Here is a 12,294-nt window from a genome sequence, read left to right on the forward strand (position 1 = left end):
GCAATGAATCGTTGCCGAAACAGCAACGCCTCGCGTCTACTGGATCCGGTGGAGAATCACCCCGCCCTCACCGCCACCCTGGCCCAGGTCGGCGTGCGCCTGCGCCGCCTGCGCGAGTCCAAAGACCTGTCCCTGGCCGACCTGCACCGCCTGACCGGCATCTCCAAGAGCACCCTGTCCCGCCTCGAATCCGGCAACCGCAAACCAAGTTTGGAGCTACTGCTCCCGATAGCCGCCGCCCTCGGCGTCCCCCTGGACGACATCGTCGCCGCTCCCCGGATAGTGGATCCCCGCCTCCCGCAGCAACCCCGCCACACCGCCGGCCGAGTGATAGTCCCCCTCTCCCGCACCCAAGGCGAGCCGAAGGCCTACAAACTCTTCATCCCCGAGTCCGAGTCCGCCCCCTTCCCCCGCACCCACGCCGGCTACGAGTGGCTCTACGTCCTGACCGGCCGCCTCCGCCTGATCCTCGGCGACTACGACATAACCCTGGGCCCCGGTGAGGTGGCCGAGTTCGACACCCAGCACCCTCATTGGTTCGGCTCGACGGGTCATGGTCCGGTGGAGATCCTGAGTTTGTTCGGCGGCCAAGGCGAACGGATCCACATCCGGGCGAGATCGACGTCGTGATGTGAGTCGAGTTGTTCTGCACCGCAAGCTCTTTCGATCACCGGGACGTTGGCCGTGGCCTCGAGGAATGCGCGGTCGATCGCTCGGGCGGGGTGGTCAGCCGAGATCTACGTCGGTCGCCGCCGTGGCCATCGCGGAATAGCCGGCGTCGCTGGGGTGCAGGTGGTCGCCGGAGTCGTACGCGGCCGCCAGGCGCCGTGGGTCGGCCGGATCGGCGAGGGCGGTGTCGAAGTCGATGACCTCGTCGTATTCGCCGGAGGTGCGAATCCAGTCGTTGACGCGCGTGCGCTCGGATTCGTTGTGCGGCGAGAAGTAGGGCGACCCCTGCATGGGTAGGAGGGTAGCGCCTATCACGCGCAGACCCCGGGCACGGGCCTGGCCGATCAGTGTGCGGTGGGCGGCGACGAGTTGATCGGCCGACACCGGAACCGGGGGTTCGCCTACCTCCGGCGCGCCGGCGCTGAGTCCGATGTCGTTGATGCCCTCCAGGATGATGACGGTGGATACGCCGGGCTGGTCGAGGGCGTCCCGGCCGAACCGCCGCAGCGCGCTCTCGCCCAGCCACTCGGAGTCGACGGTGACCCGGTTGCCGCCGATGCCCTGGTTGAGCACCGCGCGCGAGTTGCCCTGTGCCGCCAGTCGTTCGGCCAGTTCGTCGGGGAACCTGTTGTTGGTGTCGGCGGTGGATCCGACGCCGTCGGTGATCGAGTCGCCGAACACGACGATCCCGGCGGTGCGCGGCAGGATGTCGGCCACCTCGACCCGGGACAGGTAGTACCAGGCCCGGGTGGTGTCGGTGAACGCCGCGCCGTCGGTGTCGGCGCGGTGGTCGCCGGCCGCGCGATAGGAGGTCGCGAGGGCCTGGGAATGCTGGGTGACCGGCCCCGTCGCCGCGGCGAGGTGGAGGGTGACGGCCAGCGTGTCGAGCGGCGCGACCAGCAGCAGCACCGGGTCGGTCAGCAGCTCCGCGCCCGGCGCGATGGTCACGGACCGCGCGCCGCCGAATGTCATCTCGCGCAGGGTGTTCGGGACGATCGCGGCGCCGGACGCGCTGTGGGCGAGATTCGCCCCGGTGATCGGCAGGGGCGCGGTGCCGTACCGGTTGGACAGCTGGATCCGCACGACGGCGCCCCCGGCGGTCACTCGAATCTTCTGGCGCACGGTGTGATTCGCGAATCCGTCCACCGACCAGTTCGGTTCGGGGAACTGGTCCGCTTGGTACAGCGCGGTGGTCCAGGCTGCGGACCAGCCCGGCGGGGTTGTCACCGCGTCGGCCGGAGGCATGGTCGCGGGCAGCGCGAGCAGCGTCACCAGCGCGAGCGCGGACAACAGGTTAGCGAAAACACGAGAGCGGGAGCGCACGACGAAATCCGTTCTGCGATAAGCGGAATGAGCCCGCGCGAGCCGCGCGGTACGACAGCGATTGCTGTACGTCCAACGCTATGACGCGAGGGCGCGTGCTCCAATGTGCGGCTGACTCGGAACCATGCTCGAAAAGAGCAGCCGATCGCCGACGCCGCGCTGTTCGATCCTCACACCGGGCGTTCCAAAGGCGTGGTCGTCGCCAGCGGCGCGGTCAGTCGAACCAGCGGCCCGGCACCTGGCCGATATCGACATTCCATGTGTAGTCGGAGTCGCAGATGATCGGTTGCCCGGTGGCTGGATCCGTGGCCCTGCGGCCGATCTCGTAGCCGTAGCAGGCGTCGCCCAGGTCCGGTTCGGACGCCGTGGAAACCGGTGCGGCGACGCCTGTGGCAACACCTATCGACCACTGAATGAGCAAGACGAGAGCAGCGATCTTCATTTGGGGCCTTCTTCCGCCGGCCGTGCGTACTTCCCCTGATCTTCCGTGCCTTCGATTGTCCCGCACGGTCAAGTCCGGATCGACGCGCCTGACGACAAACAAACGTCGCCGCCGGACAGGCGACGACGCGGGAAGGAGAGAGGCATGGCCCAGGCGAATCGCACCCCGGGTGGGAATCGCCCTGCGACCTGCCCTTCAGGGCATCGGGCCGAGCCTCGGTTGTGCCCTCGGCAGGAATCGAACCTGCGACCTACCCTTTAGGAGAGGGTTGCTCTATCCCCTGAGCTACGAAGGCTGGGCCGGTGCGGTGGGTTACCGAGCCGGACGTCGGGGAGTCTACCTGGTCCGGGGCCCGTGGACAGCATCGAATCGGGGCAGCGCGGCCGGGTACGGCGCGCCGCCGGGGTGTCAGCGGCGGTCGGCGCGCTGCTCCTCGAAGTCGGCGGGGTTGAAAGATTTTGTCTTCCAACGGAACAGGACCGTCGCGCCGGGCCAGTTGTTGGTGATCCGGCCCGAGGCGTTGCGGTACCAGCTCGAGCAGAAGTTCCAGGGGGTGTCCTTCAGGCGCTTCTGCAGCCAGTCGTCCCAGGACTGCTCCGCCTCGGCGCGCGCGGACAGGTAGCCGCCGGGCTTGCCCGCCAGGTACTGCGCGACCTGGCGGATGTAGCGGGCCTGCGACTCCAGCATGTAGATGATCGAACCGGAACCGACATTGGTGTTCGGGCCGTACATCATGAACATGTTCGGGAACTCCGGCACCGACATGCCCAGGTACGCGCGGGCGCCCTCGGGGGTCCACTGATCGATCAGCTTGCGGCCGCCCAGACCGTAGATGTTCATGGGCGCAAGGAATTCGGTGCCCTTGAAACCGGTGCCGTAGACGATGACGTCCACCGGGTGTTCCACGCCGTCCGCGGTGCGGATGCCGGTCGGGGTCACCGCCTCGATGGCGGTGGTCTCCACGTGGACGTTGGGCTGACCCAGCGCCGGGAAGTACTCGTTGGAGAACAGCCCGCGCTTGCAGCCCGCCGCGTAATCGGGAGTCAGCTTGGCGCGCAGGGCCGCATCGGGCACCTGCTTCTCGCGATGGCGGTCCGCGATCGCGATCACCGGGGTCTTCATGGCCGGGATATCGGTCAGCGCCAGCGCCAGCACCTCGAAGAAGCCCCAGATCGCGAAGCGCTCGGCGAGCCGGGTGGCGGGGAGGCGCTCGAACAGCGTGTGATGCAGCGCGGTGTACTCGGTGTCGAGCTTCGGCAGCACCCACGCGGCCGAACGCTGGAACAGCGTCAGATGCTCGACCGTCGGCTGAATGGCCGGAATGTATTGAATGGCACTGGCTCCGGTGCCGATGCACGCCACCCGCTTACCGGTCAGGTCGACCGAGTGATCCCACTCCGCGGAGTGGAAGGCCGCGCCGGTGAAGCTGTCGATGCCGGGCAGATTCGGCATGGCCGGGCGGGAGAGCTGACCCACTGCGGGAATGAGGATGTCGGCGATGTGGGTGTTGCCGTCGGCGGTGCGGACACGCCAGATGCCGTTGCGCTCATCGAATTCCGCCTCGGTCACCTCGACCCCGAATTCGATCTTCTCGGGCAGCCGGTGCTTCTCGGCGACGTCGCGCATGTAAGCGTGGATATCGGCCTGGTGCGAGAAGCGGCGCGGCCAATCGGATTTCGGCTCGAACGACCACGAATACAGGGGCGAGGGCACATCGCAGGCGGCACCCGGGTAGGTGTTCTCCCGCCACACCCCGCCCAGGTCGGCGGCCTTCTCCAGGATCGTGAAATTGGACAGGCCGTGGCGTTGCAACTCCAGCGCCATGCCGAGTCCGGCGAACCCGGCGCCGATGATGAGGATGGACGGCTCACGATTCATAACCCGACAGTATTGGGTATCGGTGCTGGTCAGAAAGACATACCCGGACACTGAATCGATATTTTCGGCCACATTGGGCCGGTCGGGGTCGAAATGTTTGCCGGGAGTCCGGCGCGACGACCTCACAGCCGGAATTTCGGACCGGTGAGCGGCGTCTGACCTGCGCCGCTGTCGCCGACTGGACACCGCGCGGCCGCCTTACCTATATTCACGGAAGACTGTGCTCCAATTTGCTTGTCCTGGTTAGTGATTGGCTATTCTGCGGCGCCGCAGGGGGCGTCGTAGCCGTCGATCTTCTCCGGGACTTCGAGGCCGGCCGGTCGTCGTTCACGCGGCGGCGGGTCGGCGACAGGCTGCGGGCGGCGAAGGTGGGGTTCGCCGCCCGCAGTCATTTTTCCGTTCCGACCGGCCGTGTGTGTCTGCGGTCACCCTGCCATCAGTTACTGCGGGTAACACTAAATCGGTTACCCGAGGTCACAGCTCTGTCCGATTCGACTATTCTGCCGGATAAGTGACCTGGTTCACGGTCGCGAGGAAACGGGCAAGGGAGCGGTTGGGAAATGTTGAGCACAATGCAAGACGAGCAGCTGTCACTCGCGACGCTGCTGCGTTACGCGAGCACCTTCCAGGGTGAGAGCACCATTTCGACCTGGACCGGCGACGGCGTGCGCACCCAGACTTTCCGGGAGATCGGCGCGGACGCCGCCCGTCTCGCCAACGCCCTGCGTGACCTGGGCATCGGCGAGGGCGACCGGGTCGGCACCTTCATGTGGAACAACAACGAGCACATGGTCGTGTACGTGGCGGTCCCCGCCATGGGCGCGGTGCTGCACGCGCTGAACATCCGCCTGTTCCCCGAGCAGCTGGTCTACGTGGCCAACCACGCCGAGGACCAGGTCGTCATCGTGGACGGCACGCTGCTGCCGATGTTCGCGCAGTACCTGCCGAACCTGAAGACCGTCCGCCACGTCATCGTGGCCAACGGCGACGCGAGCGCGCTCACCGCCCCCGAGGGCGTGCAGGTGCACTCGTACAGCGAACTGCTGGCGGCCCAGCCGGACACCTACGACTTCCCGGTCGTGGACGAGCGTTCGGCCGCGGGCATGTGCTACACGTCCGGCACGACCGGCGATCCCAAGGGCGTCGTCTACTCGCACCGCTCGAACTTCCTGCACGCCATGCAGGTCTGCGCGCCCAACGGCATGGGCTTCTCCGAGGCCGACACCGTGCTCGCCATCGTGCCGCTGTTCCACGCCAACGCCTGGGGCCTGCCGTACGCGGCCATGATGTCCGGCGCGAATCTGCTGATGCCCGACCGCTTCCTGCAGCCCGGGCCGCTGCTGGAGATGATGGCCGCGGTCAAGCCGACCTTCGCCGCCGCGGTGCCGACCATCTGGGGCGGCGTGCTCGCGGGTCTGCAGGCCCAGCCGCAGGACATCTCGCACTTGCGCACCTGCGTGGTCGGCGGCGCCGCGGTGCCGCCGTCCATGATGCAGGCGTTCCAGGCCAAGCACGGCGTGCGCCTGCTGCACGCGTGGGGCATGACCGAGACCTCGCCCCTCGGCTCGGTCGCGCACGCTCCCGCGAGCGCGGAGGGCGACGAGGAATGGGCCTACCGCTACACCCAGGGCCGATTCCCCGCCGGCGTGCAGGCGCGCCTGGTCGGCGACGACGGCAGCGTCGTCCCCAACGACGGTGTGGCACTGGGTGAGCTGGAGGTGAAGGGCCCGTGGATCACCGGCTCGTACTACTCGCCGACCGGCGCCGAGGTCGATCCGGACAAGTTCGACGACGGCTGGCTGCGCACCGGTGACGTCGGCAAGATCAGCCCCAACGGCTTCCTCACGCTCGTCGACCGGTCCAAGGACGTCATCAAGTCCGGCGGCGAATGGATCTCCTCGGTGGACCTGGAGAACGCCGTCGTCGGCCACCCGGCCGTCGCGGAGGCCGCGGTCATCGGCATCCCGGACGAGAAGTGGGACGAGCGCCCGCTGGTCGCCGTCGTGCTGGCGGAGGGCGCCGACGCCAAGCCCGAAGAGCTGCGCGACTTCCTGGCGGACAAGTTCGCCAAGTGGCAGCTGCCCGAGTACTGGACGTTCATCGCCGAGGTGCCCAAGACCTCGGTGGGCAAGTTCGACAAGAAGCGGCTGCGGGCGCAGTACGCCGACGGCGAGCTGACGGTCACCGCGCTGTAGTCCGGTTGCCGCGGGGACCGGACTACCGACGGTCCGGATTCTCGCTCGACGCACAGGTCACGCCCGTCCCGGTGTATCCGGGGCGGGCGTTTCCGCGTCGTGGCGGGACCCGCCGGGAACGGGTTTCGCGGCGCGGCGGGGTGCGAGGTTCGCCGAGCCATTCCGTTCGAGGGCTCGCGGTCGTACGGTTGTTTTCGCGGGCACACGCCCGCGGTCGCCGGTGGCAGCCGGCGGGGGTGGACGAGGAGGTCCGGGTGGAATCAGCAGGGGCGCAGGGGCAATCGCGGGCGGCGTACCGTCCGGCCGGTCCGGCGAACGGGGTGCGCGCATGACTCTCGGCCTGATTCGCGCGGTGGGGGAGCGGGCCTATACCGAGGTGGAGTCGGCCCGCCTGATCATGGAGGCCGGGCTGGCCCGGGTCGAATCCCCGACGGTTCTGCTGGCCGCCGCCACCGCCATGCTGCGGTACGGCACGCTGGCCGCCGGTCTCCGGCTCTCGGCCGCCCGGTACGGCGGGCGCACCGCGCTCATCGACGAACTAGGCTCGCTGACCTTCGCCGAGTTGGAGGACCGCTCCAACCGGCTGGCCAACGCCTGGCGCGAGCGCGGCCTCGAACCGCGCGAGGGCGTGGCGATCCTGGCCCGCAACCACCGCGGCCTCCTGGACGCCACCTTCGCCGCCGCCAAGTGCGGCGCTCGAATCATCCTGCTCAACACCGATTTCGCCGGTCCGCAGATCCGCGACGTCGCGACCCGCGAGGGCACCGACCTGCTCGTCTACGACGACGAGTACGCGCACATGCTCGACGGGGTCACCCCGCGCCGGGGCAGCTACCGGGCCTGGACCGACGACCCGCGCGAAGACAGCCTGGAGTGGCTGATCGACATCGGCTCCTCGGCCGCGCCGCCCGCGCCCGGCGTGGAGCCCAAGATCATCCTGTTGACCTCCGGCACCACCGGCACCCCCAAGGGCGCCCCGCGGCCCGAGCCCAAATCCCTTGCCGCCCTGGGCGGTCTGCTGTCCCGGGTGCCGTTCCGCGCGAAGGAGGTGACCGAATGCTGCGCGCCGATGTTCCACACCCTCGGTTTCGCCTCCGCCATGCTGGCCCTCGGCTTCGGCTCCACCCTCGTCGTGCGCCGCCGCTTCGACCCGCAGGCCGCCATCGACAGCGCGGCCGAGCACGGCGCCACCACCATGATCGTGGTGCCGGTCATGCTCGCGCGCATGGTCGACCTGGGCGGTCGCGCGCTGACCGGCAGGGATCTCTCCGCGCTGCGCATCATCTTCGTCGCGGGCTCGCAGCTGGGCGCCCAGCTGTGCCGCGAGGTCACCGCGACCTTCGGTCCGGTGGTCTACAACCTGTACGGATCGACGGAGGTCGCGTACGCCACCGTCGCCGGGCCCGAGGATTTGGCCGTCGAACCCGGCTGCGTCGGGCGCCCCGTGCTCGGCGCCCGCGTCCGGATCCTGGACGAGAACGGCCGCCGCGTTCCCACCGGCACGACCGGCCGCATCTTCGTCGGCAACGTCATCCAGTTCGAGGGCTATACCGGCGGCGGGCACAAGGAGGTCATTCGCGGCCTCATGTCCTCCGGCGATGTTGGCCACTTCGACTCCGAGGGAAGGCTTTTCATCGACGGCCGCGACGACGACATGATCGTCTCCGGTGGCGAGAACGTCTTCCCCTGCGAGGTGGAGGAGCTGCTGCACACCCATCCGGCAGTCCGCGAGGCCGCCGTCGTCGGCGTCCCGGACGAGACCTTCGGTGCGCGGCTCAAGGCGTTCGTGGTTGTGCACGAAGGGCATTCGCTCAGCGCCGAGGACACCCGCGAATTCGTGAAGACGAACCTCGCCCGCTACAAGGTGCCCCGCGAAGTGGTGTTCCTGGTCGAGCTACCCCGCAACCCCACCGGCAAGGTGCTCAAGCGCAAACTGCTCGAGGCGTGACGCCGCCCCGAAAATACCCCTTGAGCCTGGGTATTTTCGGCCCGGGTTAGGGTCCCCTTATGAGCACAGTGTCGCTGGGTCGTATCCGGAGCCGGCTGGCCGCCGGCCTCGCCGTCGTGACGGTGGCGGGCGGCGCGGTCGCGCTGGCCGTGCCCGCCGCGGCCGAACCCGCCCCCGCCATCGAACTGTTCGCGGTGGACGGCACGACGCCACTCGGTGACACCGTGGTGCATCCCGGCGACAAGATCGTGGTGCGCGGCCGCGGCTTCGACCCCGCGGCCAACACCGACGGTCTGCCGGTGCCCGTCCCGCCCGGCGTCCCGCACGGCACCTTCGTGACCTTCGGCGGCTTCGCCCCCGACTGGCGTCCCTCCACCGGTGCGCCCACCGCGTCCCGCGGGGTCAATCGCGGGGCGGTGCAATGGATCCTGGGCGAGTCCGCCCTGAACCGGGTCCCCCGGGCGCCCTTCGATCTGCAGCGCACCATCCGCAACCAGTGGGTGCCGCTGGCCGCCGACGGCACCTTCACCACGGTGCTCGACGTGGTGCAGCCGAGCAAGGTCCCCGCCGACGCGGTCTTCGGCGTCTACACCTACGCCGCCGCCGAATCGGTGAACCCGGCCCAGGAGCTCGCGGTGCCCGTCCGCTACGACCCCGCGCCCGGCCCGAACACCCCCGAACCGCCGTCCGCCGACCTGACCTGGGCCCTGGCCCCCGGGTTCGCCGACACCGTCACCGGCCCGCTCCAGGGCTCGATGTCCGGCACGAACGGCGCTGCGGTCCGCGACAAGTCCCTGACCTTCGAACTCGACGAAGCTGCCATCGACCCCGCGACGGGCCTGGGCGAACTGCGCTACCGCGGCACCGTGGTCGCCTCGACCCGCTTCCACCTGGGCGAGATCGCCCTGGCCAACCCGTGGATCGAGTTCACCGGCTCCGGAACCTGGCTCACCGCGGAGACCTCCACCACCGACACGATCGGCGTGGACGACCTGCGCCGCATCCGCCTGGCGCGCCTGGACGCGCCCGCGACCCCCGACCGCACCGAATGGTCGCAGGTGTCAGCCACTTTCGAGCCGGCCCTGACCCCCACCTCTCTCCAGCTCTACGCGGGCCGCCCCGCCGCCCCGCTGACGTTCCGGTACTGATCGCGGATTCACGCTGCGGCCGAGATTCGCAGGGCAGCATCGGCCCGCACGCCACCGGAGATCATCACGGCGGGCCTGTGCTGCCCCGGGCGCGCCACAATGGGGTCATGGCAGCCCGATGTTGTGCCGACCCGCTTCTCACGCGGATCCTCCTGCTCGAACGACGCGGGGTGCCGCACGGCCAGCCCGCGCACGCGGCCGTTTTCGACTACACCGAGATCGGGCGGTGCGCCGCCTGCGGTGGCGGTGTGGTCGAGCACTTCTCCCATGACTGCTGGGAGTCGGAACACTCGGAGTGGGACAAATATTGGTGGTGGCGGATCGACGTCGCCGACATGCGGCTGCTGATCAAGATGACCGGCTTCTGCCCCGCGCCGCTGGACGCGGAATGCACGTGCTCGCTGCACCGCAACCTGAGCGCGGAAACGCCGCGCCCGCTGCCGCCGTCGGTGGAAACCGCGGCCGAGGACGCGGTCGTGCCCCGGGTCGGGGTACGAGTCATCGGCGGGGTATCGCGGTGGGAAGCAGTGGAAGAACGCGACCAAACCGAATAGACGACATCGACGAAAAAGCCGCTGTCACAGAGTGATTCGGCCGCCACGCGAAGCGCCGAGCCGACTACCCCGCCAACCGGGCCAGTAGCGCGGCGAACTCCGCCCGCGACAACCGCCCGTCCCCATCCGAATCCGCCGCCGCCAACAGCGATTCCGCGCTCTCGTGCGTCAGATCCGGGCAGGTGCGCAGCAGCGACTCGAGCTCGTCGAGCTCCAGCAGCTCGTTGCGATTCGCGTCGAAGGTATCGAACGCGGCGTCCGCGTCGGTGATCTCGGGATCGCGCCCGAGGCGCGCCGCCTCGAATTCCGCTCGGGAGACCAGGAAATCGCCATCGGTGTCGGCGGCCGCCACCAGCCGCTGCACCGCGTCGGGATCGATCTCCAGGCCGAGCGCGGTGATGCCGGCGAGGATGTCGTCGGCGGAGATCTGGCCGTCGCCGTCGCGATCCCAGAGGTCGAAGGTATCGGCTGACTGGTCGCTGGCCACACAAACTCCTCGAAAGACTGACTCTGCTGTCGTGCCTTCCGATCGTATGCTGAGCCTGCGCGTCAGGCGGTGCCGTAATTGGAGGACAGGTGTTGGGGGATGGCAAGCTCGGCCACTATCGGCTCGAGGAGTTGCTCGGGCAGGGCGGTATGGGCCAGGTCTGGCTCGCGTACGACACCCGCATGGGCCGCGATGTCGCACTGAAGGTGCTGCCCTCCGAACTCGCGAACGACGCCGACTATCGGCAGCGGTTCGAGCGCGAGGCGCGGCTCGCCGCCAAGCTGCGCGGCCCACATGTGGTGCCCATCCACAATTTCGGCGAACTCGACGGCCGGCTGTTCATCGACATGGAACTGGTCGACGGCGTGGATCTGGCGCAGGTGCTGCACGATCGCGGGCCGCTGTCGGTGACCATGGCGGTGGACATCGTCGGCCAGCTGGCCGAGGCGCTGGACGTCGCGCACGACGCGGGCCTGGTGCACCGCGACATCAAGCCGTCCAACACCCTGTTGCTGCCCAACGGTTTCGTCTACCTCATCGACTTCGGCCTGGCGCGCGGCGCCGGGCAGACGGCGCTCACGTCCACCGGCGGCGCCGTGGGCACCTGGGGATACATGGCGCCCGAACGCTTCTCGGGTGAGGGCGGTATTCCCTCGGACGTGTATTCGCTCGCCTGCGTGCTCTACGAATGCCTGACCGCGCGCCGTCCGTTCGGCGACACCGATCCGGCGCAGCAGATGCTCTCGCATCTGACCGCGCCCCCGCCGCGCGCCTCCGGCCACAACGCGGCGGTACCCGCGCGGTTGGACGAGGTCATCACGCGGGGCCTCGCGAAGGATCCGGGTCAGCGCTTCGACACCGCGGGGGAATTGGCTGCCGCCGCGCGGGCTGCCCTGCGCGAACAGACCGCGCCCGGGCGGGCGCCCACCCCGCCGCGCCCGATGCCCGCGGAGAACCCCCGGCCGTACGCGGCGCCGGCCTATTCCGCCGCGCCCTCGTATCCCGATCCGCCACCCGCGCAGCCGTACCCCGCCGCGCCGCTACCGGCCACGGCGGTGGGATCGGAAATGCACTGGAGCCCCATGGGTTACGGCGCGGCCGCGCCCGAGTACGGCTATGCGCAGCCCGTTGCGTCGCCCGGATCGTCGGCGCCGCTGCGGTATCCACCGCCCCCGGCGCGGAATCCGATCCCCGGGTCCCCCTACCCGTCGGCCCCGGCCGGACAGCCCCTGGGCCACGGCACCCCCCTGCCGCCCGGCAGGCCCAAGCCCGCCAATCGCCTCGGTCAGCTGTCCTGGTGGATCGTGCTCGGTGTGTGCACGGCGTTCTTCGGGTTTCTGTCGCTGGTCTGCGTCTTCGGACTGTTCGCCGGTGACCAGAGCATCGGCACGCGAGTGGCCATCAACGTGGTGTTCCACGTGCCCACCGCGGGGTGCTGCTGGCTGGTACGCCGCGAGCTGCGCAAGCATCGCATGCGGGCCATCACGGACTATCCGCGGTGACCACCGAAAAATATTGAGACGCAAGCGAATCGGGGCGGCCCGCACCCCCGCCGCCCCCCATAGGCGCGCCCACCCCGCAGCCGGTTCGCACGTCCGGGGGGGGGGGGAGCAGCAGCGCGCGGGGGGGGACGAAAGGGGGGTTTGTGTG

10 protein-coding genes and 1 tRNA gene are annotated in these 12,294 nt (G+C 69.3%); 6 read left to right on the plus strand and 5 right to left on the minus strand.

Annotated features, from left to right (window positions below; all coding sequences use genetic code 11):
- The first annotated feature begins 48 nt into the window (after positions 1-48).
- Positions 49-630, plus strand: coding sequence for an XRE family transcriptional regulator (locus tag ACWIGI_RS39335; protein WP_454208736.1), 582 nt, complete (start codon positions 49-51; stop codon positions 628-630).
- Between the two features lie 96 nt (positions 631-726).
- Here ACWIGI_RS39335 and ACWIGI_RS39340 read toward each other — a convergent pair whose 3' ends face one another.
- From ACWIGI_RS39340 to ACWIGI_RS39355, 4 genes are all read right to left on the minus strand, one after another.
- Positions 727-1,959 (minus strand): SGNH/GDSL hydrolase family protein, encoded by a 1,233-nt coding sequence (locus ACWIGI_RS39340; protein WP_454208737.1) that lies wholly within the window; start codon positions 1,957-1,959, stop codon positions 727-729.
- 247 nt (positions 1,960-2,206) lie between these two features.
- A complete protein-coding gene (locus tag ACWIGI_RS39345) occupies positions 2,207-2,434 on the minus strand; it encodes a hypothetical protein (protein ID WP_454208738.1) in 228 nt (75 codons plus the stop codon).
- A gap of 222 nt (positions 2,435-2,656) precedes the next feature.
- Positions 2,657-2,729: transfer RNA gene (locus tag ACWIGI_RS39350), tRNA-Arg, on the minus strand.
- Between the two features lie 113 nt (positions 2,730-2,842).
- Positions 2,843-4,312 carry a flavin-containing monooxygenase gene (locus tag ACWIGI_RS39355; RefSeq protein ID WP_454208739.1) on the minus strand — a complete coding sequence of 490 codons (1,470 nt, stop codon included), beginning with the start codon at positions 4,310-4,312 and terminating at the stop codon, positions 2,843-2,845.
- A gap of 560 nt (positions 4,313-4,872) precedes the next feature.
- On the opposite strand from ACWIGI_RS39355, the gene ACWIGI_RS39360 reads away from it, so the two are divergent.
- The 4 genes from ACWIGI_RS39360 (at position 4,873) to ACWIGI_RS39375 (ending at position 10,157) form a co-directional block, all read left to right on the plus strand.
- Complete coding sequence (locus ACWIGI_RS39360; RefSeq protein ID WP_454208740.1) at positions 4,873-6,507, plus strand: long-chain fatty acid--CoA ligase; 1,635 nt, start codon at positions 4,873-4,875, stop codon at positions 6,505-6,507.
- A 328-nt stretch (positions 6,508-6,835) separates the two neighbouring features.
- A complete protein-coding gene (locus tag ACWIGI_RS39365) occupies positions 6,836-8,455 on the plus strand; it encodes an acyl-CoA synthetase (protein ID WP_454208741.1) in 1,620 nt (539 codons plus the stop codon).
- Between the two features lie 59 nt (positions 8,456-8,514).
- Entirely contained in the window at positions 8,515-9,603 is a 1,089-nt protein-coding gene (locus tag ACWIGI_RS39370) for an HtaA domain-containing protein (protein WP_454208742.1), read from the plus strand.
- A 107-nt stretch (positions 9,604-9,710) separates the two neighbouring features.
- The gene (locus tag ACWIGI_RS39375) at positions 9,711-10,157 is read left to right on the plus strand and encodes a hypothetical protein (RefSeq protein ID WP_454208743.1); all 447 of its coding nucleotides are present in this window, start codon (positions 9,711-9,713) and stop codon (positions 10,155-10,157) included.
- A gap of 64 nt (positions 10,158-10,221) precedes the next feature.
- On the opposite strand, the gene ACWIGI_RS39380 is transcribed toward ACWIGI_RS39375, so the two are convergent.
- Positions 10,222-10,644, minus strand: coding sequence for an EF-hand domain-containing protein (locus ACWIGI_RS39380; RefSeq protein WP_454208744.1), 423 nt, complete (start codon positions 10,642-10,644; stop codon positions 10,222-10,224).
- Between the two features lie 89 nt (positions 10,645-10,733).
- Between ACWIGI_RS39380 and ACWIGI_RS39385 the strand changes: the two genes are divergently transcribed.
- The gene (locus ACWIGI_RS39385) at positions 10,734-12,146 is read left to right on the plus strand and encodes a serine/threonine-protein kinase (RefSeq protein ID WP_454208745.1); all 1,413 of its coding nucleotides are present in this window, start codon (positions 10,734-10,736) and stop codon (positions 12,144-12,146) included.
- Positions 12,147-12,294 lie beyond the last annotated feature (148 nt).

This window comes from Nocardia sp. NPDC055321, assembly GCF_053645575.1.

Coding starts and splice junctions, on each gene's coding strand:
- ACWIGI_RS39365 (WP_454208741.1), top strand. CDS start 6,836: ATGACTCTCGGCCTGATTCGCGCGGTGGGGGAGCGGGCCTATACCGAG.
- ACWIGI_RS39375 (WP_454208743.1), top strand. CDS start 9,711: ATGGCAGCCCGATGTTGTGCCGACCCGCTTCTCACGCGGATCCTCCTG.
- ACWIGI_RS39355 (WP_454208739.1), bottom strand. CDS start 4,312: ATGAATCGTGAGCCGTCCATCCTCATCATCGGCGCCGGGTTCGCCGGA.
- ACWIGI_RS39370 (WP_454208742.1), top strand. CDS start 8,515: ATGAGCACAGTGTCGCTGGGTCGTATCCGGAGCCGGCTGGCCGCCGGC.
- ACWIGI_RS39345 (WP_454208738.1), bottom strand. CDS start 2,434: ATGAAGATCGCTGCTCTCGTCTTGCTCATTCAGTGGTCGATAGGTGTT.
- ACWIGI_RS39360 (WP_454208740.1), top strand. CDS start 4,873: ATGTTGAGCACAATGCAAGACGAGCAGCTGTCACTCGCGACGCTGCTG.